We start from the raw sequence: 22,884 nt of genomic DNA, 5'->3' as shown, positions 1-22,884 counted from the left end.
CGTCACATAGCGCAATCGGCCCCTTCACACCGGGGCGAAGGGACCGCGCACGATCAGATCGACAGGCACGCCGTGATGCGGATGTCGCGCCCGGCAAGCGGCGCATAATCCTTGAGGAAGCTTGCATGACGCCGCGCTTCCACATCGAAGATGTTGTTGGCCGACAGGGTGATCGTCGTACGGTCATTATCCTTGAGCGGCTTCCACGACAGCGATGCGTTGACCAGAGTGAAGCCGTCGGTCGGCGTTTCCGTCTCGGCAATGCGATCCTGTTCGAAGCTATGCTCCACCTCGCCGCGCAGGCTCAGGCGATCGCCCTGCAACTCCAGCCCGCCCAGCAGGCGCAGCGGAGGGATGCGCGGCGCGGGGCCGGCCTCCTTGACGGTTGCACGGACGTAATCGGCCACGCCGTCCAGATTGACGGCGTAGCCGCCGATCTCGCCCAGCTTGACCGAGGCTTCCGCCTCGAAACCCCAATAGCGGGCGTTGGCCTGCGAATATCGGTAGCATGGGAATTCCAGATCTTCCCCGCCATTGACCGCCATGCAGGGCGCGTCATCGACCAGCACATCATAGATATAGCCGTCGAACCAGTTGTGATAGGCCGACAGCGATAACGTATAGCCCGGCCCCTGTCCGCGCAGCGTGCCTTCGACGCCCCAGCTCTTTTCCTTGCTGAAATCCGGATTGCCCAGTTCGAAAGCCTGCGTCCCGGCATGATTGCCGCGGGCGAACAGTTCTTCGGCGGACGGCGCGCGCTCGGTGCGGGACAGGTTCAGGCCGACGCGCCATCCGGCCGCGATCTCCCGGCTGATGCCCGCCGATCCGGAAAAGGCGTCGAAGGTCCGCCCATAGGCAGGATTGAACAGCGTCTCATCGGCGACCGCGCTGACCCGCGTATGTTCGTAGCGGCCGCCCAGTTCCACGCGGGTCGAACCGAAATCGAGCGATTGCAGCGTAAAGAGGCCGAATTGCTCGGTCCGGTTCCGGGGCAGGAATTTCTCTTCGCCTTCGACATGGAAGTCGCGGGCGAAGAATTGCGCGCCGATGGCGCCGTCCCAGCCGCCGCGCTTGGCCTGCACCAGTTCCAGCCGGGATTCGATGGACTGGTTGTAGAAGGTCGTGCCGACCTCGCCCGTATCCTCGATCTCCTGATGCTGATAATCGGCGAAGCCCGCGCGCAGGCGGATGGTTTCAAGAAAACCACCGTTCACCGGCACTTCGGCGCGCAGGTCGGCGCGATCCTGCTTCATGTGCAGGCGGACCTGTTCGGCTTCCTCCCCCGGCCCCAACGCATAACGCACGGGCACGCCATAGAAATTATCGCTATGAGTAACCGAAAAGCCCAGATTGCCGCCATCGGTGATGATGGCCGCACCGCCGGAAACCTCCCATGTCTTCGCCGCGCTGTTGGGCAATTTCCCGCGCAGGCGGGCCAGTTGCGCGATTTCCGGATCGCCGCTGGCGGCCGCCTGGGCACGCAGGGCGGGCGTCAGAATATAGCTGCCGGTGTCGAGATTGCCGGACCTCGAATAGCTGCCGTCGAAATGGACGACCAGTTTTTCCCCGATCGGCGCTTCGACCTCGCCCGATGCCGTGCGTTCATTCGCCGCGCTCCCATAGGTGGCAATCCCGTCGACATGGACGGGTTCATCCGGCACGCGGCGGGGAATGCGGCTGTCGACCACATTGACCACGCCGCCAATGGCCGACGAACCGTAGAGCAGGGCGGCGGGACCGCGCAGCACCTCGATCCGGTCGGCGGTCAGCGGATTGATGGCGACGGCATGGTCCACGGACGTATTCGATACGTCGAAGCTGCCGATACCATCGGTCAGGATGCGGACCCGCTCTCCCTGCATCCCGCGCAAGATCGGGCGCGACGCGTTGGGACCGAAGGACGTCGCGGAAACGCCGGGTTGGCGCGCCAGCGTCTCGCCGATGGTGGGCCGCAGCGCCCGCGTCAACGCCTGCCCTGTCACAACGGATGTGCCTGACAATATATCGCCCTGCCTCCGGGGGATAAGGGCCGTTACGACGATATCGGCGCGCGGATCGTGATACCCCCCCTCCCCGTCCTTTTGGCCGGGTGCGGATTGGGCGAAAGCTGGAAGAGCAAGGCAAAGCGCGGACAACGCGCAGCCGGCACGCAACGGCGTGAAAGGAAACATGCGTCTTGTCGTCCTTGAAAAAAAGGAGAAAGGGAGCCGCCTCTTACCATTATGATATAATATATCAATACAGGCATCATGTTTTTTTGAGACGACCCGCTTGTGTCCTCCAGGTGGTTCGTGAGCCTGATGGCGGCAGGTGGTCGGGAAAATGAGCGATCCGGGGAGGACGGCTCGCGTCGGGCGAAAGGCGCGAATCGGCGCCCGTGCACCGGAAAAGAGCGCCAAGCCACCCTTTGCACCGGCGGTGGGCGGACGATTGCACGGCCACATGCGCCGCCGCCAAATATTGTTCCAATGACCCGAAATGGTCACATGGGAACGATAGGCGCACATTCGCCAGAGCACTGACCCGGCGCGCGCAAGCGCCCGCCCCGCCGACCGCCACCCCTAGCTCAAGAACCGTGCCGACAGGCCGGTTCTCCGGCTTTCCCATGGTTTTTACGATGCGCCTGCCCTGCCGTGCATGTCCTCCTCCACTGGCGGCGAATGTGCCGAATGCGGCGAAAGCGCGAAAAAATATAACGGCCTGCTCTGTCACAGGACCGACATACAGCCCTTCTAGTCGCGCCCCGTCACATCACCGGGGAGCCCAGAATGAACATTTCATCCGTTAGATATTTCCGCTCAGCCGCCCTGTTGGGCCTGCTCCTTTCCACGGCTATGCCCGCCGCCGCGCTGGCCCAGGACGCAGCGCCCGCCGCAGCCGAAGGGGAGGGCCTGGACGCCATCGTCGTCACCGCACAGAAGCGCGAGACCAACCTGCAAGACACGCCGATCGCCATTTCGGTGCTCAGTAACGAAGCGCTGACCGATCGTCACATCCAGTCGCTGATCGATCTGAGCGCCGGGGCTATCCCTTCGCTCCGCGTTGCGCCCTTCTTCTCGCGCAGCTCCGCGCTCATCATCAACATCCGCGGCATCGGCGTGTTGTCGGACTCCAACCAGCCGGCGCGCGATCAGGGCGTGGGCGTCTATGTCGACGGCGTCTATCTGGGCCGCGCGCAAGGCCTGGGCACCGCGCTCTACGACATCGAGAATATCGAGGTGCTGAAAGGGCCGCAGGGCACGCTGTTCGGCCGCAACACCGAAGGCGGCGCAATCAACATCGTGACCAAGAAGCCGAGCGGCGAATTCCACGTCAACACGACCGCCGGCATCGGCAATTACGGCAGCTACAAGGCCGAAACCCATATCGACCTTCCCGAATTCAATAATATCAGCCTGAAGTTCGACGGCGTCATCAGCCAGCGCGATGGCGTCGTGAAAAATCCGCTGCCGGGCCAGTGGGACTTCAACGCCTACGAAAAGCGCGGCCTTCGCGCCGAAGCGTTGTGGCAGCCGAGCGCGGATTTCAGCGCCGATTATGCGTTCGACATCGCCTATGACGCGTCCTCGCCGCTTTATCTGCAAATCACCGACGGCGGTTCGCTGCCCCGCGCGGAGGCGGCTCCGCTGGAACCTTCGCGCGCCAGTCGCGCGTCGGTCGGCGTGCCGCAGCAGCCCAGCATCGGCCGCACGCACGGCCATCGCCTGCTGCTCAACTGGCAACTCGCCCAGAGCATCGAGTTGAAGTCGATCTCCGCCTATCGCAAGCTGCGCCAGTCGCAATATGACAATGGCTCGGCCAACAGCTCGACAGTCAGCAGCAGCGGCGATTTCACTGATGCCCCCTTCAGCCGTTACAGCCTGGCCCAGTTCCGCCAGAACCAGCTAAGCGAGGAACTGCAGCTGATCGGCGATCTGCCACAGCTCAAATTCTTGGCGGGTGCGATGTGGTATCGCGAAAAGGTGGAGGACAACGCCCAGGCGTTCAATACCATGCGCTTCACCAATGCGTCGGGCAGCGCCTATGAAGTGCTGTCCAATCCCGATTTTTCGGCCATCCGCATCGACCGCGCCAGCAAGGTGAAGACCACCAGCATCGGCGTCTTCGGCCAGGCGACCTGGACGCCGCCTATCGCCGACGACATGTTCCATCTGACCGGCGGCGCGCGTTGGACGCGGGACAAGAAGGAAGGATCGCTGTTCACCATCAATGGCGCGCTGCCCGTCGTGAACGGCGTGACCGGGCCGGTCTATCTCGACGCGTCCTGGTCGCGCGTCGATCCGATGGTCAACCTGTCGATGGACCTGTCCCGCGACGTCCATGTCTATGGCAAATGGAGCACCGGCTACAAGTCGGGCGGCGCCAATTCGCGCTCGCTGACCTATGCACCGTTCAAGCCTGAAACCGTGTCGATGTTCGAAATAGGCGCGAAGACGGAATTCTGGGAGAACCGCGCGCGCCTGAACGTCGCGGCCTATACCGGCCGCTACAACGACATCCAGCTCGACTTCGCCGCCAATCTTCTCCAGCGCGGCCCGGACGGCGAGTTGATCCAGAACACGCGCACAACGCTGGAAACCCACAACGCGCCGGGCAAGGGCAAGCTGAAGGGTGCGGAAGTCGACTTCACCGTGAAGCCTATCCCCGAACTCACCCTGTCGGCGAGCTACGCCTATACCAGCGTGAAGATCCCCAACACGTCCAACCCCTTCCGGCAGAGCGACGGCAGCATCAACACCACGCCGATCCCGATCTATCAGGTCTATACGCCCAAGCACGCGGCCAGCGGATCGGTGGATCTGCAAATCCCGCAGGGCGACGTAAACCTGCGGGTGCACGCCGATGTCAATTACGACTCCGGCTTCTATGCCAACTACAACGATCCGCTGGTCGACCCCGCCACCGGCGCGGTCCTGATCGCCCAGCCCAAGGGCGACCGCGCCTTGACCGTCAACAGCCGCGTCGCGGTGACGGACATTCCGATGAGCGACTGGGGCGCCACGCTCAGCGTATCGCTGTGGGCGCGCAACCTGCTCAACGAACAATATGCCTTCTACCGGTCGTACAGCCCGCTGACGGGCACGTCGGTCTTCTTCAACGAGCCGCGCAGCTGGGGCGTCGAAGCCAATATCAAATTCTGATGACGACAGACTCGGAACGTGCTGGACTGGCGCTTTTCCGGGGCAACGATCCGCGAGACGAGGAACATAATATGTCAATGAAGAAAACCGCCGCCCTCCTGCTGTCGGGCATGACGCTCGTCATCGCCGGGTCCGCCTTCGCCCGGGCCGATAATGCGGCGGCGGAGCGCGTGGCGGCCGACCGGCTGCTGGTGACGTGGCAGGCGAAGGACCCGGTCGATGTCTATCTCAGCGACCGGATGGATGGGGATATCGCCTCGGCGAAGCTCATCTCCGCGAAAGATGACGATGGCCGCGCCGAATTCATGACCGATGGCATTGCCCGTCCCTATGTGCTGCTGCGCGATTCCAGGGACCGGAGCGTCGTGCGCGTGGCGGAAAGGGTGCTGCACCTGGAGCAGGGGTCGAATTTCCGCGACCTTGGCGGCTATGGGGCGGCGGACGGCAAGACCATCCGCTGGGGCATGATCTATCGCGCGGGCGGATCGGCGATGCTGACCGCCGCCGACCTTGCCCAGGTGCAATCGCTGGGCCTCCGCAATCTGGTCGACCTGCGTTCGGACGAGGAACGGGTGCTCGCGCCGACGAAGATCGACGGCGTGCCCTATTCGGCGGTGGGCTATTCCATGTCGGCGCTGGCCGCGGGCATGGGCAAGACGCCGCAGAACGGCGCGAACCTCTATCGCAACTTTCCCGCGATGCTGGCGCCGCAACTGCGGATCATCTTCGGGATGCTCAAGCGGCAGGAAGGACCGCTGGAATATAATTGCTCGGCGGGGCAGGATCGGACGGGCTTCGTCACCGCCATGATCCTGTCGTCGCTGGGCGTGCCGCGCGAAACCATCCTGCGCGACTATGCCCTGTCGACCCGCTACCGGCAGCCCAAATATGAAATGCCGCGCATCGATACGACAGTGTACGCGAATAACCCGGTCGCGATGATGTTCGCCCGCTTCCAGGACGATCCCAAGGCCGCCATGCCCCAGCCGCTGCAAGAGGCGGACGGACGCCCCTTCCTGACCGGCGCCTTTGAGGAGATCGACGCGAAATACGGGTCGGTCGACGCCTATCTGGAAAAGGAAGCCGGCGTCAGCAAAGTCGATATCGCGGCCCTGCGCCGCACCTATCTGGAATGATCCGGGCCCGCCTTGGCGGTCGGCCCCTTCGCTAGCATAGTGACGAACGGCGGGCGGCCGGACAGGGCGCCCGCCTTTGTTCGTGAGATGCCCTTTTGCTCCCCTTGCAATAGGTACTTTGACGTTGGGGCTGGGAGCCGCGAGAGAAGCCGTCAGTTTGAATCCGGCGATTCTGGTTAGACCATCCAAAAACGAACAGGCGTAAGCATCGAAGAACCCGGCATTGATTGGCCGCGAGCGATGCCGACGCAGGATATGGGAACGTTCGTTGATGAAGCAATAATGCGCGATTCACCGCGCAAAATCAATGCGATAAATCGCATGACTGGTGACCCCTACGGGAATCGAACCCGTGTTTCAGCCGTGAAAGGGCCGCGTCCTAGACCGCTAGACGAAGGGGCCACATGCAGCGCCGCGTGGCGGCGCTGTGAAGCGAGGCGGGCATTAGGGGCTGGCTTCGCGGCGGTCAAGCCCCTTGCGCGATGAAAATGCAGCTTTGTTTCAATCGGCCCAGGCGGCGTCTTCCAGATGGAGTTCGGCGGCGGGGCGCGCGCCCCAATCGTCGATCTTCGCCCGGCCAGCCACCCAAAGCCGCCGATCCCTGGGCGCTGCGAGAATGGCCTGCCCCAGTTCCGTTTCGGCCTTGCGGAAGGCGATGGTCTTGATCGACCGGCCATCGTCGCCCGCCATGATGGCGCGCAAATGGCCGTTGCCGACCACATCCGCCTTGATGACTCGCATCGGCCCGGACGCGATGAGCGGCGCGGGCCAGCCCGCCCCATAGGGACCGCCGGCTTCCATCGCCGCGACGAAATCGGGATTGACCCCGGCAGGCGCGAGCACGGCGTCTATCATCAGGGCGCGGTCGTCGCGGGAACGGGCCACGGCGGCGGAAAGGCGGTCGTCGAGGAAATCGATCAGCGCATCCAGCTTTTCCGCCGCAACGGTCAGGCCCGCCGCCATGGCATGGCCCCCGCCGGCGACCAGCAGGCCGCCGTCCTTGGCGGCGAGGACGGCGGCGCCCAGGTCGACGCCGGATATGGATCGGCCCGACCCCTTGCCGAGGCCGTCTTCGTCGAGGGCGATGACGATGGCGGGACGCCCCGCTTTCTCCTTGAGGCGGCCCGCCACGATGCCGATGACGCCGGGATGCCAGCCCGCGCCGGAAACCAGGGCAACCGCACGGTTGCCCTGCGCCTCCAGCAACGCCTCCGCCTGTTCCTGCACCAGCGATTCAATGGCGCGCCGCTCTTCGTTGAGACGGTCGAGTTCGGCGGCGATGCGGGCGGCTTCCAGCGGATCCTCGGTCGTCAGCAGGCGCACGCCCAGATCCGCCTTGCCCACGCGCCCGCCCGCATTGATGCGCGGCCCCAGCGCGAAGCCGAGATCATGGCACAGCGGCGCGCGGCTAAGGCGGCTGGCGTCCATCAGCGCGGCAAGGCCGATATTGCGCCGCTTCGCCATGACCTTCAGTCCCTGCGCCACAAAGGCCCGGTTCAGCCCCTTGAGCTGCGCCACATCGGCGACGGTGCCCAGCGCCACGATGTCGAGCAATTCCATGAGCGGCGGTTCGGATCGCGCCGCGAACCATCCGCGCGCGCGCAACGTCCGCACCAGCGCCGCGCCCAGCAGGAAGGCCACGCCCACCGCCGCCAGATGGCCATGCGCGGCGGCTTCATCCGCTTCATCGAGGCGGTTGGGGTTGACCAGCGCGAAGGCTTCGGGAAGCGCGGCGGCGCATTTGTGATGATCGACCACGACCACATCGACGCCGGCCTGCTTCGCTTGCAGCAACGCGTCGAAAGCCTGCGCGCCGCAATCGACGGTGACGATCAGGCTCGCGCCCTCTCCCGCCAGCCGCACCAGCGCCTCGCCCGATGGACCATAGCCTTCCATCAGGCGATCAGGGATATAGGGTTTCGCGTTCAGTCCCAGATCACGCAATAGCCGGATCAGCAGCGCCGCGCTGGTCGCGCCGTCCACGTCATAATCGCCAAAGATGCGGACATCCTCCTGGCTCTGCACGGCGTCGGCAAGCCGGTCGGCGGCGGCATCCATGTCGCGGAACAGGCTGGGGTCGGGCATGAAATGGCGGATGGTGGGATTGCGGTGCGCCTCCACCGCCTCACGCGGACAGCCGCGTGCCAGCAGCAATTGCGTCACCAGATCGTCGGGGCGATAACCGGGATCGCGGGCATCCGCCCCCTGCCCGCGCCAGCGCCAGGGTTGGCCCGATATGGAGCGGGAGATGTTCAGCGCGATCGTCATGGCACGGCTGTAGACCCGTCCCGCCGCCGAGGGAAGCGCGCCGTCGATCGTAACGGGTTTGGAACCTGCGCAAGACATTGAGCGTATTGTCAATTCCACGCTCCTGTGAAAGAGCGGGCATGAAAGGGGCAAAAGATTGACGGGCGACAGGCGCAGAACCGGGATGGGGCATGCCATCGGCATGGCTATGATCGCGGCGTGCCCACCCGCTCTGATGGCCCAGACACCGCCTCTCGCCAATGTAGACCAGCCCGCGCCCGAGCCTGAAAAGCCGATCCTGCCAGACGACCAGTTCGAACAGCGCCTGCCCCCTCTGGGCGACGCGCCATCGGACGCCGCATCGCCGCTGCCGTCCGTCGACAGCTGGCTGGATCAGCAGATGCCGCAGAGCGCCGCAACGCCCGGCGAATTGCCGCCCGCCACCGAGCCGGCCGCCGACGCGGAACTGGCCCAGCCCCTGCCCGCGCTCGACAGCGTGACGGTGCCCGCGCAGGTCGCCGAAGATGTTCCCGACGAAAAGCTGCCCGCCGTGCATTATGCGTTTTCGGTGGAGGGTTTCGACGGCACCGGACTGGAAGACGAATTTCGGGAAGCCTCCGCCCTGGTCGACGGCAAGGGCAAGGCGGACACCGCCGCCATGGTGCAGGCCCGCGCGCAGGAGGATGAGGCGCTCGCCGTGCGGCTGCTCTATTCGGAGGGCTATTATGACGGAACGGCGCTGTCCTCGCTGGAACAGTCGGGCGACGGCGCGCTGAAGGCGGTGGTTTCGGTGACGCCGGGGAAAAGATACCGGATCGGCGACATCGTCATCAACGCGGGGCCGACCGTGCCGCCGGGCCTGATCCGCGACAGCCTGCCGCTCAAGACCGGCGATTATATCGTGGCGGCGCAGGTGGAGGGCGCGGAGGCCAATGTCGCGCTCAAGCTGCCGGAGAACGGCTATCCCTTCGTGAAGGTCGGGGACCGCGATATCTTGCTCGATCCCGCCACCGTGACGGGCGACTATACGCTGCCGGTCGAAACAGGACCGCGCGGCTCCTTCCGGGGCATCACCACCAGCGGAAGGAAGCAGGCGTTCGGCGCGGATCATATGAAAGTCATCAGCCGCTTCAAGCCGGACGAGCTTTACGACAGCCGCAAGGTGGACGACCTGCGCCGCGCGCTGGTGGCGACGGGGCTGTTTTCCAGCGTCGCCGTCGATCCGGTGCAGACCGGCGCGCCGGGACCGGACGGCACGGAATATGTCGACCTGCATGTCGAGCAGGAAGCCGGGCCGCCGCGCACGCTGGCGGGCGAGCTGGGCTATGGCACCGGGCAGGGGTTCCGGGCCGAAGGGACATGGACGCACCGCAATCTCTTCCCGCCCGAAGGCGCGCTGATCGGCGGGGTGATCGCGGGGACGCAGGAACAGGGCGTATCGGGCACCTTCCGCCGGTCCAACGCAGGCAAGCGCGACCGGACGTTCCAGGCGGGCGTCAACGTCAATCACCAGAAATATGACGCCTATGAAGCCTTCACCCTGGGCCTCAACGCCAGCATCTCCCGCCAGTCGACGCCGATCTTCCAGAAGCGATGGACTTATACTTATGGCGTCGAAGTGCTGCTTTCGAACGAAAAGACCACGGTCGACGAAAGTACGGGCGACGCCAAGCGGCTGACCTATTTCATCGGCGCATTGCCGATGCAGCTTGGCTATGACCGGTCGAACGACCTGCTCGATCCCACCAAGGGATTCCGCGCCAATCTGCGCGTGTCGCCCGAAGCCTCCTTGCAGGGCAATGTGTCGCCCTATGTCCGGGCGACCTTCGATCTGGCGGGCTATTACCCGGTGTCCGACACTCTGGTGGTCGCGGCGCGCACGCGGGTGGGCACGATCACCGGGGCGGCGCGCGACGACATCGCCCCGTCACGGCGCATCTATGCGGGCGGGGGCGGATCGGTGCGCGGCTATGGCTATCAGGAGTTGGGGCCAAAGGACGCGAACAACGATCCGGTCGGCGGCCGGTCCGTGAACGAGTTCGCGGTCGAGGGGCGCTATCGGTTCGGCAATTACGGCATCGTCGCCTTTGTCGACGCGGGGCAGGTCTATGAAAGCGCCATGCCCAAATTCTCCGACATTCGGTACGGCGTCGGCATAGGCGGGCGCTTCTACACCAATTTCGGACCGTTCCGCGCGGATATCGCCATGCCGATCAACCGGCAGCCGGGCGAATCCAAATTCGCCCTCTATATCGGCATAGGGCAGGCATTCTGATGGCGGACGATACTCCCCCTCCCCCAGCCCGTCCGGGACGTCCGCTCTGGGCGAAGATCGCCATCGGCGCGGCGGGCCTGGTCGTGGCGCTGGCCGTGCTGGCTGTAGGACTTTTGCTGTTCCTCAATACCCAGCCGGGCAAGACATTCCTGATCCGCCAGATCGCCGCGCTCAAGATGGAATCCGGCATGGCGATCGAGGTCGGGCGGATCGACGGGTCGATCTACAGCGACATGGTGATCCATGACCTCGTCCTGCGCGATCCCAAGGGCGTGTTCGCCGTCAGTCCGCAAGTGCATGTGGTGTGGCGCCCGTTCCGCTACATCAACAATCATATTTCCGTGCAGTTGCTGGAGAGTCCGCTGGTGGTGCTGGCGCGCAGTCCGCAGTTCAACCAGACGCCGACCGATCCCAACGCGCCGATCCTGCCGGACCTCGACATCGACGTGGACCGGATGAAGCTGGCGCGGTTCATCCTTGCCAAGCCCGTCATCGGGCAGAAGCGGGAAATCGCCATCGACGGCGTGACCCATATCGCGGACGGGCGCGCGCAGCTTTCCGCCAATGCCGTGGTGGACAGCGGCGACCGTCTGGCCGCGAGCCTGGACGCCGTGCCCGCGCAAAACCGCCTCGCCATGAAGGGGACGCTCACCGCACCCAAGGGCGGCGTGATCGCGGCGATGACGGGATTGACCGACGGCGTCACCGCGACGCTCGACGGCAAGGGCACATGGCAGGCATGGGACGGGCGGCTGGTCGCGACATCGCCCAAGGGCGAGCTTGCGAATATCGCACTGGCGGCGCGGGATGGGAATTTCACCGCCAAAGGTCCGCTGCGGCCCGGCCTCGTCTTTGCCGGGACGGTGGACCGACTGACGACTCCCGCCCTCGACGTGGACCTGTTCGCGGGCCTCAACGAGCGGCGCGTGAACCTCAAAGGCACATTGCGTTCGCCTGCGCTGGCGGCGAACGCGCAGGGCCTCATCGACCTGGGCAAGAGCCGGTTCAGCGCGCTCAAGATCGACGCGGCGCTGCTGACGCCCGGCGCGATCATGGAAAAGGTGAAGGGCCGGGACGTGCGCGCCTCCGTCATTCTCGACGGGCCGATGGCGACGCCCTTTGTCGACTATGACATCACGGCGGCCATGCTCGCCTTCGACGCAACCGGTATCGAAGGATTGAAGGCCAGCGGGCGGGCGGTGATCGACGCGGATCGCATCCGCATCCCGGTGAGCGCCACGGCGCGGCGGGTGACGGGCCTTAACGCCGCCGCTGGGGGCCTGCTCGAAAATCTGCGCGTGAAGGGCGACTTCGCTTATGCAGGCGGAAAGCTCATCAGCGACAACCTCAAGATCAACAGCAACCGGATCGACGCGACGGCCATTGTCCTCGCCGACCTCGACAACGCCATCTATCGCGGCGCGCTCAAGGGGCGGGTCAATGATTACAAGGTCGACGGCGTCGGCATCGTGAACCTGACCACGGACATGGAGCTGGTGCCGGGGCCGAAGGGCGGCTTTGGCCTGTCGGGCAAGTTCGGCGTGCGGACCGCGCGATGGGACAATGCGTCGGTGCGCGATTTCCTGGGCGGCAACGCCGTCGCGAGCGGGCGGATCGGCATGACGCCGGAGGGCAAGTTCACGCTGGCGGGCCTCAAAGGCGCCGCGCCCAATTTCCGAATTCTGTCCGGCTCCGGCAGCTATGACACGGACGGCGCGATCACCTTCGACACGGCGGCGGCGTCGAAGCAATATGGGCCGCTGACGCTGGCCGTGCGCGGCACGATGGAGCGGCCGCAGGCGGTGCTGCGCGCGGCGCGGCCCAATGTCGGCGTGCAGTTGCGCGATGTGGTAGCAAAGCTGAACGGCGAGGCGGCGGGATACCGGCTGGAGGCGACGGGCGGGTCTGACTATGGCCCCTTCTTCGCCAATGTGCTGATCCGCACGGCGCAGGGACCGCTCACCATCGACGTGACCAGGGCGCGCTTTGCGGGCGTGGATATGGCGGGGACACTGCGCCAGACGCAGGCAGGGCCGTTCGCGGGCCAGCTTTCCCTGAACGGATCGGGCATCAACGGCGCCATTCGTCTGGCAGCGGTCGGCGAGGCGCAGGGCGTCGACGTGAACGCCACCGCCAGCAATGCGAAGCTGCCGGGCGAGGCCGATGTGGTGATCGGGCGCGCGCTCGTCAGCGCCTCCCTGGTGATGACGGACCAACCCCGCATCTTGGCCGATGTGCAAATGGCGAACGCGGCCTATGGCGACTATATCGTGCGGAAGGCACGAACCAGGATCGACTATCAGGGCGGACGAGGCCGCGCGCAGCTTGTCGCCGACGGGTCGAGCGGCGTGCCCTTTTCCATAGCGGTCAATGCGGCGCTGCGGCCCACGCTCTATGCCGTGGCGGTGCAGGGCAAGGCGAGCAATGTCGACTTCCGCCTCGCCAAGCCCGCGATCATCCGCATCGAGCAGGGTGGATACAGACTGGAACCGGCGACGCTGGTGCTGCCGCAGGGGAAAGTCGATCTGGCCGGCCGTTTCGGCGACCGCACGGCGTTGCAGGCGCGGTTCAAGGATTTCGACCTCGCCATCGTCAACATGTTCAGCCCCGGCATCGGCATTGGCGGGCGGGCGACGGGGACGCTGGACTTCGCGCAGGAAGGAAACGCCTTCCCCATCGCGACGACGCGGCTGGCGATCAGCGACTTCCGCCGTTCCAGCCTGACCGCCGTGTCCGATCCGGTGGCGATGAATGTCGAAGGCAAGCTGACGGCGGCGGGCGGCGACCTGCGCGGCGTCATCCGCCGCGGCAATGCGTCGCTGGGCCGCTTCATCGCAACGCTGGCGCCGCCCGGACCGGGCGCAAGCTGGTCCGAGCAACTGATGGCCGCGCCGCTGGGCGGAGGCATCCGCTATGCCGGGCCTGCCGATGTGCTCTTCTCCTTCGCGGGGCTGGCCGATCAGCGGCTGACGGGACCGATCGCGGTGGCGGCGGACTTTGGCGGCCGGGTGAACGATCCGCGCATCAACGGCCTCGTCCGCGCCAATGCGCTGACCTATGAAAATGAGACGTTCGGCACGCGGGTCACGCAAATGCGGCTGGGCGGGCGCTTCACCAACGACCGGCTGGAGATCAGGGATTTTTCCGGCCGGGCGGGCGACGGCACCGTGCAGGCGAGCGGGACGGTGGGGCTGGCGGCGGACAGCGGCTTCCCGATGAACATCGCGGTGAAGATGGACCGCGCCCGCCTCGCCCGCAGCGAAGCCATCACCAGCGTCGTCAGCGGCACGCTCGCCATCACCAACAGCGCGGCCGATGGCGGGCTTATCAAGGGCGACCTGTCGCTGCCCGAAACCCGCTACCGCGTGGCGTGGCAGGGCGGCACCGACATCCGCCAACTGCAAGGCGTGCGGCGCAAGGGCGAGGGCACGGATATCCTGGACCAGCGCATTGCGGCGCGGCAGGCGGCGGCCAAGCCCGCGGACTGGAAGCTCGATATCCGGGTGCGGGCGGACAATGAAATCTATGTGACCGGCATGGGCCTCGATTCCGAATGGAAAACCAACATGCGCGTCACCGGCACCACCGCCAATCCGCGCGTGGTCGGCAAGATCGAGGTGATACGGGGCCGCTACAGCTTCTCGGGCCATCAGTTCGAGCTGGAACAGGGCGTCATCACCTTTGAAGGGGAGATGATGAACCCGACGCTGGCGATCCGCGCGGAAACGAAGATCGACGCCGTCACAGCGGGAATCGCGGTCAACGGCTCGGCGCAGCGGCCCGACATCAGCTTCATATCCAACCCGACCTTGCCGCAGGACGAGATATTGGCGCGCATCCTGTTCGGCAGCAATGTGGCGAACCTGTCGGCGACGCAGGCGGTGCAACTGGCGGTGGCGCTGAACGGCCTGCGCGGCGGCAGCGGGGGCCTCAATCCGCTGGGCAAGTTGCAGGGCGCTTCCGGCCTCGACCGCATCGGCATTGTCGGTGGGGACGAGGCGACCGGGCGCGGCACGTCGCTGGCGGTCGGGCAGCATATCTCCAACAATGTCTATGTGGAGGTGATTACCGACCCCAAGGGCTTCACCGCGACGCAACTGGAGATCGCGCTGTCCAAGACGCTGAGCCTGTTGTCGAAGACGGGAACCAATGCAGGATCATCGGCAAACCTGCGCTATTCGAAGGATTATTGAGGGCGGCGGAGAGTATTATTCTCGCAGGATGCGGCTTGAATCCGGTTTGGGGATCGCGGACGGTGTAGAGGCTCTCTTTCTCCTCCCCCTCAATGAAAGTCCCGCGAGCCGGGAAGGATGCGGACATTGCGGGGGTGGCTGGATGCGCGGGCGCGGGCGCGGCCGCTCTGGCTTTCCGACAAATGATCGAGTTCGGCGGTGCGGTCATGCACGCGGGTCGCCATCAGGTGCACGACGCCTTCCTTGCTGCGTTGCACTTCGCCTTCCACCAGCATCAGGCGGGACGCCATGACCGGGCGGCGCTGCATTTCGAACAGGCGCGCCCAGAGCAGGATGTTGGCGATGCCCGTTTCATCCTCGATGGTGATGAAGACGGCATTGCCCTTGCCGGGGCGCTGGCGGACCAGCACGACGCCGGCGGCGCGGACCTGCGCGCCGTTCTTCGCGGCGCTGATTTGGGCGCAGGTGAGAGCGCCCTCGGCAGCGAAGACCGGGCGCAGGAATTGCATGGGATGGCCTTTGAGGGACAGGCGCGTCACCTGATAATCGGTCGCGACATGCTCCGACAGCGGCATGGCGGGGAGCATCGCATCGGGTTCCGCGCCCAGTTCGCGGGCAGCGGGATCGCGGCTGCGGGCGGCGGCGAACAGGGGGAGTTCGTCCGACGGCGTGCGGCGCGCTTCCCATAAAGCCGCGCGCCGGTCCTGCCCCAGCGAGCGGCAAGCGTCCGCGTCGGCCAGCAGACGCAGGGCGCGGGCGGGCAGCGCGGCGCGGCGGGCCAGATCCTCCATGCTGGTGAAGAGGCCGCCGGCGCGGGCCTTTTCCAGCCCGGCCGCCCACTCCTCGCGAAAGCCGTCGACCTGCCGCAGGCCCAGCCGCAGGGCAATCGCCCTGCCCTTTCCTTCGCCTTTCGCCGTGTCGCGAGAGCGCAGCAGCGGTTCAAGGGCATTGTCCCATATGCTCATGTTCACATCCACATCATGCACGGTGACGCCATGCTCGCGGGCGTCGCGGACGATCTGCGCGGGAGCATAGAAGCCCATGGGCTGCGAATTGAGCAGCGCGCAGGCGAAAATGGCCGGGTGATGGCATTTGATCCAGGCGGAGAGATAGACCAGACGGGCGAAGGACAGAGCGTGGCTTTCGGGGAAGCCATAGCTGCCGAACCCCTCGATCTGCTTGAAACAGCGTTCGGCGAAATCGCGCTCATAGCCGCGCGCCGCCATGCCGTTTATCATCTTGTCGCGGAAATGGTGGATGGTGCCGACATTGCGGAAGGTCGCCATGGCGCGGCGGAGCTGGTTGGCTTCTTCCGGCTTGAAATTGGCGGCGGTGATGGCAAGCTTCATCGCCTGCTCCTGAAACAGCGGCACGCCGCAGGTCTTGCCCAATAGCTGCTTCAACTCATCCTTGGGACCATGTTCCGGCGAGGGATAGGGATAGATCACCTCCTCCTCCCCGCAGCGGCGGCGCAGATAGGGATGGACCATATCGCCTTCGATCGGGCCGGGGCGCACGATCGCGACCTGAATCGTGAGGTCGTAGAGATTGCGCGGCTTCAAACGGGGAAGCATGTTGATCTGGGCGCGGCTTTCCACCTGGAACACGCCGATGCTGTCGCCCTTGCACAGCATGTCGTAGACCGCCGGATCGCTGGAATCGATATCGACCGTCAGCTTCGGGTCGCCCAGCCCTTGCTGCCGGATCAGGTCGAACGCCTTGCGCAGGCAGGTCAGCATCCCCAGCGCCAGCACATCGACCTTCATCAGGCCAAGGGCGTCGATGTCGTCCTTGTCCCATTCGATGAAGGTGCGGTCCTTCATCGCGGCATGGTGGAGCGGCACGGTTTCATCGAGCCGGTTCTGCGTCAGGACAAAGCCGCCGACATGCTGCGACAAATGCCGGGGGAAGGGCTTTTCGAGCAACTGGTCGACGATGGCGCGCAACTGCACGATGCGGGGATTGTCGAGCGCGAAGCCCGCCTCCGCAAAGCGCGCGGCGCCCATGTCGCTCGCATAGCTGCCCCAGACGGTGCCGGCGAGGCGGGCGGCGACATCCTCGCTGAGGCCCAGCACCTTCGCCGCTTCGCGCACGGCGCTGCGCGAGCGGTAATGGATGACGGTCGCGGCGATTCCGGCGCGGTGGCGGCCGTAGCGCTCATAGATATATTGCATCACCTCCTCGCGCCGCTCATGCTCGAAATCGACGTCGATATCAGGCGGCTCGTCCCGCTCTTCCGATACGAAGCGGGAGAAGAGCAGGTCGTGGCTGGCCGGGTCGATGGAGGTGACGCCGAGCAGGAAGCAGACCATGGAATTGGCGGCCGATCCGCGCCCCTGGCACAATATGCCTTCCATCCGGGCAAAGGCGACGATGTCGTGGACGGTCAGGAAATAATAGGCATAGTTGCGCTTGCGGATCAGGCCGAATTCCTCGTCCAGCAGCGCCCGGACCCTTGCCGGGATGCGGGGCCCGTAATGGGCATGGGCGGCGGTGAGGGTGAGTTCCTCCAGCCATTGCTGGGCGGTCCAACCCTCGGGCACCGGCTCATGCGGATATTCGTAGCGGAGCTGGTCGAGCGTGAAGCCGACGCGGCTGAGGAAGCGGGCGGTTTCCGCCACCGCTTGCGGGCAGGCGCGGAACAGGCGGGCGATGGCGGCGGGCGCATGGAGATGGCGCTCCGCATTCGCCTCCAGCCTGCGTCCCGCCTGCGCGATGGTCGTGCCTTCGCGGATGCAGCTCAGCACATCCTGGAGCGGGCGCTGGTCCGGCGTGGCGTAGAGCGCATCCATCGTCGCGATCAGCGGCGCGCCGGTGCGTGTGGAAAGGTCGCGATATTCCGCCAGCCTGCGCGCGTCGCGCCCGTCCCGGCGCAGCGCTGCGCCCAGCCACAGCCGTCCCGGCGCAAGGCGGGAAAGGCGGGTGAGCAGCGCCTCCAGATCGGCGGGCGGCGGCGGAGGCACGAGGCTGAGATGACCCTGCGTCACGGATTCCGGGGAGGGGCGGTCATCATGTTCATAGTCCACCGGCTTGCGGTGAGCGGTCTGATCGGTGGCAGTGGAATAAGGCAGGACGATCAGCAGCAGATCGTCGAGATAGGCGGTCAGATCCTCATATGTCAGGATGCAGTCGCCCTTGATCGAGCGCAGATTGCCGACCGTCAGCAATTTGGTGAGTTCCCCCCATCCCTGCCGCGTGGCGGGATAGGCGACGATGTCGGGCGTGCCGTCGACGAAAACCAGCCGCGCGCCCGTCAGCAGTCGCATGTCGGGGGCGCAGGCGGCTTCCTCCCGTTCCGTGAGCTGGGCCCCGGCTCCTTCGCGGGCGCGCTTGTCCGCCAGCATCGATTCGCGCGCATCGCCGATGATCCGCCTCAACGCCGACCAGGCGCGGACCACGCCCGCGACCGTGTTGCGATCGGCTATGCCCAGCCCCTTGAGGCCCAGCGTGACGGCCTGCCGCACCATGTCCTCGCCATGGGACGCGCCGCGCAGGAAGGAGAAATTGGTGGCGGCGGCCAGTTCCGCGAAGGGCGGCGGATCGGGCGGATCGGGATGCCGTGCGCTCATGCGAACAGGCCGTGCAGATACCAGCCGGGATGCGCCGCCTCCGTCCCATAGAGGCCGTGGCGGAATATCCAGTAGCGGCGGCCGCGCGCATCCTCCACCCGGTAATAGTCGCGCGTGTGCCCGGTCCCCTCTCCGTCCAGCGCGCCGTCCTTCGCCGTCCACCATTGGGGGGCGATCCGCTCCGGTCCTTCATAGCGGATGACGTCATGCAGCGCCCGCCGCCAGCGGAAGCGATGCGGCGGCCCGTCGGGCACCTCCGCCATCACGTCGATGGGCTGGGGCGGATCGAACAGATGGAGCGGGCGCATCGGGGGATCGCCGGACGCCTCCTGCCGCGGCCAGGGGGCAGGCGCGGGATTGTCCATGGCGGGGAGCGCAAGCTGGGCCTGTTCGGGGATATGGCTGTCGCGCGGATGGAGCCGCTGGACCTGCATCCGGCCCGCGCGGATCGAAAGCCGGTCGATCAGCGCGGCGGTCCCTTCCTCCCTGCGCGCCTCGCCGCCTTCCAGCGCAAGCTGGGTGGGCGCCATCGGTTCGGCGCGCGGGACGGTGAGGCGCAGCATGTCGAAGCCGAAACCGGGGTCGAGCGGGTCGGACAGGCCGTCGATCTTCTCCTCGATCAGGCGCAGGATCGCGGGCGCGTCGCGGACAGGCATGCTGGTTTCGACGCGCAACGGAAAAGCGAGGCCGTCGCTGCGGAAGAAGACTGCCTCGAACCGGCGGCCGCCCTGTCCCCGTTCGGCCAGCCGCTCGCCCGCTTGCGCAATCATGTCCGACAGGACGGCAAGGGCATGGGGCGTGCTGCCCATGGGTTCGGCGAAGCGGCGTTCGATGCGGATGGCGGGGCGCGGGCGGCGGGGCGCGAGGGGCCGCTTTCCCAATCCAAGCAGGCGATGGAGCGCATCCACCGCCCCCTCCCCGAAGCGCGCCGCCAGCGTGGCGGCGGGACGCGCGGCCAGATCGCCCACGGTCCGCAGCCCCGCGCGGCGCAGGGCCACCGCGCTTTCCTCCTCCAGGCGAAGCGCCTCCACCGGCAGGCGGCGCAGGGCGGAATCCTCGTTGGGCGCAGAGCCGATGGGAAAGCGGACGAGCGCATGGGCGGCTTCGGGCGTGGACGCCAGGGCATGACGCACATCCATGCCATGCCGCTCCAGGCGTCCGGCGGCCTCCTGCGCCAATCCGGCCTCTCCTCCCCAAAGATGCGCGCATCCGGTGATGTCGAGCATCAGCCCGGCAGGCGGGTCGAGCGCCGCGATGGGGGTGTAACGGGCGCAGCCGTCGCACAGGCGCTCCAGCCAGTCCTGATCGGCATGGGGGTCCGCGTCGAATACGGCCAGATCCGGCTCGCGCGCCCGCGCATCGGCCAGCGTCATGCCGGGGACAAGGCCCAGTTCCAGCGCATCGGCATCCAGCGCGGCCAGGCGCAGCGCGCCCCGCACCGGCTCCGCCATGGCCGCGGGCGCGCCGTCCGGCCGCGCGGCCCAGAGGTCAGGCCGCGCGATCCGCAGCCGGTCGAACGGCAGGAAAGGAAAGTGGAGGGCGAGATAGCGGCGCGCCGCCGTCTCGTCCCTCGCCTTGCCATCCATGGTCATCGCGTTCATCGCGCCCGTCTCCAAATTGGCTTCGTTCACTGTCCCAGATCAATCGCCACGCCATGCCGTCCCGCCCGCCGCGATGGCGCAGCAGGGTGAGATCGAAGGCGCTCATCCCCGGCGCGTTTCCGGGTAAGGGCGCGGAAGGCGCGGCCGCCACCCGCCAGCGCGTATCGGCGGCGCTCGGCACGGGATCGGCGTCCATGCGCACAAGCAGCGCGGTGACGCCCGATTGTTCCGCCGCCAGCGTCAGGCGGCGGCTGGCGGTCAAATCCAGTTGCGGCGCGCGCCCCCGGATTTCGAGCACCAGCGCGCCAAGAGCAGGGCATCGCAAGGCGTCCACGGCGGCGCGCAGCAGCATGGCTTCATCGCGCATCACGCCGATCAGCAGATGCGCCGGATCGATTCCCAAGGCCGCCAGCCCCGGTCCATAGGGCATCCCCTGGCGCGCGGCGGCGGAGGAACGAAGCCACAGGGTCGTGGCTTCCGGTCCCGCGAGGCGCGCAAGGATCAACGAAAGGCCCGTGACCGCCGCCTCCCCGCCTTCGCAAGCGAAGAATTCGTGAACCCGCCCGCGCGCCAACCCGCCGTCCAGCGCCCGGTCGATCGACGGATGGCCAAAAGGGAAATGCGCGTGGCGCGTGATTCCCGCGCTATCCAGCGAAGCGATGCGCCGCCTGAGGGCGGCAAGGGTGCGGGCCGACTCGATCATACTGTTCTCTATTTGTTCTTTTCGATCCTGCGCGCCTTCCTGTCAATCGCCCACTGCCTCTGGCGAAGCAAAGCCTGGGGGATCAACATTGCGCATGGAAAGGAAGACGAAGCGGACAGGTTCGCGCGGAGCCTCGCAGCCTCTGCTCAATCCGGCGAATAGACCAGAGCCAAAGGCCAGCGCAGCTAAACAAGTTCAGGGCAACGGCAGACGCCAATGGCGGCAATGGCCGCAAACAGCCATCGCGCGCGACGAGGGTCTGCAAGCTGCTCTATCCCCAAAGAAAAAGGGCCGCCAAGCAGGCGGCCCTTCTCGTTCCGTGTCCTGGCGGCAGGGCCGCAGGGCGTCAGTCGGCCTTCGACTGGAGGTTCACCGCTGCATATTTGCCGCGGCGGTCGACTTCCAGTTCGAAGTCGAGGCGATCGCCTTCATTGAGGGCGGGCAGACCCGCGCGCTCAACGGCGCTGATGTGCACGAAGGCGTCCGGCTGGCCATCGTCGCGCTGGATGAAGCCGAAGCCCTTCATCGCGTTGAAGAACTTGACCGTGCCGCTGGCGCGCTCGCCGGTGAGCTGGCGCTGCGGGCCGCGGTCGCCGCCGCGATCAGCGCCGAAGCCGCCCGCGCGGGGTTCACGCGGGGCGCGTTCCTCGACCGGAAGCGGCTCGCCCTCGATCTTGAGGTCGGTCGCCGACACCTTGCCGCCGCGATCGACGAGGGTGAAGCCAAGCGGCTGCCCTTCGGCCAGACCGGTGAGGCCCGCCTGTTCGACCGCGCTGATGTGCACGAACACATCTTCGCCGCCATCGTCGCGAACGATGAAACCGAAGCCCTTCTGGCCGTTGAAGAATTTCACGACGCCCGTGCCTTCGCCGACGACCTGTGCGGGCATACCGCCGCGACCGCCGCCGAAGCCGCCACCACCGCCGCCGCCGCCGCTGCGGAAACCACCGCCGCCACCGCCGCCGCCGAAGCCGCCCCGGTCGCCGCCGAAGCCGCCGCGATCAGCGCCGAAACCACCGCGATCACCAAAGCCGCCACCGCCGAAACTGCGGCCACCTTCGTAGAAACTGTCCTCGCCGAAACCGTCGCGCTTGTCCTTGCCGCGCCCGCCGCGGCGACCTCTATCAAAACTCATGCCCTGTTGGTCACTTTCGCTTCGCCCAAATGTCGAATCGGACAAACATGTCGGGCGAATGACATGCAGAATCCACCGCATGAACGCGGTTTGGGAATCACTATATCAACTTTTCAAGGGAGCGCGAATGATTTTAGCCTCCCGCATGTCAGATTCCGCCGACCCGTATTGCATCGGGGTCGGAGCGAAAAGAGAAGGAAGCGAAAGCGCCGATTGCGATATGCCCGGTTTCGCCATAGAGGGAGGCGATGACCGTCCATTTCCATGAAGAGGATCTGCCCGCAGGCGTCCTCGCCCCCGGCCCCATCGCCGTCGACACTGAAACCATGGGTCTCATCACCCCGCGCGACCGGCTGTGCGTCGTCCAGATCAGCGACGGCCAGGGGGACGAGCATCTGGTGCGCTTCAACCCCGGCAGCGATTATGCCGCGCCGAACCTGAAAGCCGCGCTGGCCGACCCGGCGCGCCTCAAGCTCTACCATTTCGGGCGCTTCGACATCGCCGCCATCAAGCATTATCTGGGCGTGGTCGCCGCGCCCGTCTATTGCACCAAGATCGCCTCGCGCCTGATCCGGACCTATACCGACCGCCATGGCCTGAAGGAACTGGTGCGCGAACTGCTGGGGCAGGAAATCAGCAAGCAGCAGCAAAGCTCCGATTGGGGCGCGCCGGTGCTGTCGGACGCGCAGAAGGATTATGCGGCGTCGGACGTGCGCTATCTCCACCTGCTCAAGGAGGAGCTGGACAAGCGCCTGATCCGCGAAGGCCGCATGGAGCTGGCGCAGGCCTGTTTCGATTTCCTCCCGCACCGGGCGGAGCTGGATCTGGCCGGATGGCCGGAGATCGATATCTTCGCGCATATGTAAGGACAAAGAGAGGCGCGC

At 66.1% G+C, this 22,884-nt stretch carries 11 protein-coding genes and 1 tRNA gene; 5 read left to right on the top strand and 7 right to left on the bottom strand.

Annotation, left to right across the window (positions count from 1 at the left end; genetic code table 11):
- Nucleotides 1–53: 53 nt before the first annotated feature.
- On the bottom strand, nucleotides 54–2,171 hold the full coding sequence (locus tag IQ35_RS15290) for a TonB-dependent receptor domain-containing protein (RefSeq protein ID WP_145074578.1): 2,118 nt from the start codon (nucleotides 2,169–2,171) through the stop codon (nucleotides 54–56).
- Nucleotides 2,172–2,768: 597 nt separating this feature from the next.
- Here IQ35_RS15290 and IQ35_RS15285 point away from each other — a divergent pair.
- Nucleotides 2,769–5,141 carry a TonB-dependent receptor gene (locus tag IQ35_RS15285; RefSeq protein ID WP_145074575.1) on the top strand — a complete coding sequence of 791 codons (2,373 nt, stop codon included), beginning with the start codon at nucleotides 2,769–2,771 and terminating at the stop codon, nucleotides 5,139–5,141.
- A gap of 71 nt (nucleotides 5,142–5,212) precedes the next feature.
- Nucleotides 5,213–6,277: a tyrosine-protein phosphatase gene (locus IQ35_RS15280; protein WP_242003363.1), complete on the top strand. Its 1,065-nt coding sequence runs from the start codon at nucleotides 5,213–5,215 to the stop codon at nucleotides 6,275–6,277.
- 326 nt (nucleotides 6,278–6,603) lie between these two features.
- On the opposite strand, the gene IQ35_RS15275 is transcribed toward IQ35_RS15280, so the two are convergent.
- Nucleotides 6,604–6,679 (bottom strand) — tRNA-Glu (locus tag IQ35_RS15275).
- Nucleotides 6,680–6,778: 99 nt separating this feature from the next.
- Nucleotides 6,779–8,545, bottom strand: a complete 1,767-nt coding sequence (gene recJ, locus IQ35_RS15270; protein ID WP_031292563.1) for a single-stranded-DNA-specific exonuclease RecJ — start codon at nucleotides 8,543–8,545, stop codon at nucleotides 6,779–6,781.
- Between the two features lie 181 nt (nucleotides 8,546–8,726).
- Here recJ and IQ35_RS15265 point away from each other — a divergent pair, with 181 nt between their 5' ends.
- Nucleotides 8,727–10,799 carry a BamA/TamA family outer membrane protein gene (locus IQ35_RS15265; RefSeq protein WP_376699487.1) on the top strand — a complete coding sequence of 691 codons (2,073 nt, stop codon included), beginning with the start codon at nucleotides 8,727–8,729 and terminating at the stop codon, nucleotides 10,797–10,799.
- Nucleotides 10,799–14,992, top strand: coding sequence for a translocation/assembly module TamB domain-containing protein (locus IQ35_RS15260; protein ID WP_145074572.1), 4,194 nt, complete (start codon nucleotides 10,799–10,801; stop codon nucleotides 14,990–14,992). The genes IQ35_RS15265 and IQ35_RS15260 overlap by 1 nt, the downstream gene beginning before the upstream one ends.
- 89 nt (nucleotides 14,993–15,081) lie before the next feature.
- Here IQ35_RS15260 and IQ35_RS15255 read toward each other — a convergent pair whose 3' ends face one another.
- From IQ35_RS15255 to IQ35_RS21755, 4 genes are all read right to left on the bottom strand, one after another.
- Complete coding sequence (locus IQ35_RS15255) at nucleotides 15,082–18,561, bottom strand: error-prone DNA polymerase (protein WP_145074569.1); 3,480 nt, start codon at nucleotides 18,559–18,561, stop codon at nucleotides 15,082–15,084.
- Nucleotides 18,558–20,153: a Y-family DNA polymerase gene (locus IQ35_RS15250; RefSeq protein WP_059140361.1), complete on the bottom strand. Its 1,596-nt coding sequence runs from the start codon at nucleotides 20,151–20,153 to the stop codon at nucleotides 18,558–18,560. Before IQ35_RS15250 ends, IQ35_RS15255 begins: the two co-directional genes overlap by 4 nt.
- Nucleotides 20,050–20,865: an ImuA family protein gene (locus tag IQ35_RS15245; protein ID WP_145074565.1), complete on the bottom strand. Its 816-nt coding sequence runs from the start codon at nucleotides 20,863–20,865 to the stop codon at nucleotides 20,050–20,052. The genes IQ35_RS15250 and IQ35_RS15245 overlap by 104 nt, the downstream gene beginning before the upstream one ends.
- 346 nt (nucleotides 20,866–21,211) lie before the next feature.
- Nucleotides 21,212–22,000 (bottom strand): cold-shock protein, encoded by a 789-nt coding sequence (locus tag IQ35_RS21755; protein WP_145074562.1) that lies wholly within the window; start codon nucleotides 21,998–22,000, stop codon nucleotides 21,212–21,214.
- A gap of 248 nt (nucleotides 22,001–22,248) precedes the next feature.
- On the opposite strand from IQ35_RS21755, the gene IQ35_RS15235 reads away from it, so the two are divergent.
- The gene (locus IQ35_RS15235; RefSeq protein ID WP_145074559.1) at nucleotides 22,249–22,866 is read left to right on the top strand and encodes a ribonuclease D; all 618 of its coding nucleotides are present in this window, start codon (nucleotides 22,249–22,251) and stop codon (nucleotides 22,864–22,866) included.
- Nucleotides 22,867–22,884: the final 18 nt, after the last annotated feature.

Origin of the sequence: Sphingobium wenxiniae (genome assembly GCF_007830065.1) — a bacterium.
Lineage (GTDB): Bacteria > Pseudomonadota > Alphaproteobacteria > Sphingomonadales > Sphingomonadaceae > Sphingobium > Sphingobium wenxiniae.
Note: the sequence above shows the minus strand (reverse complement) of the source record. Positions and strands in the feature narration are given on the sequence as shown.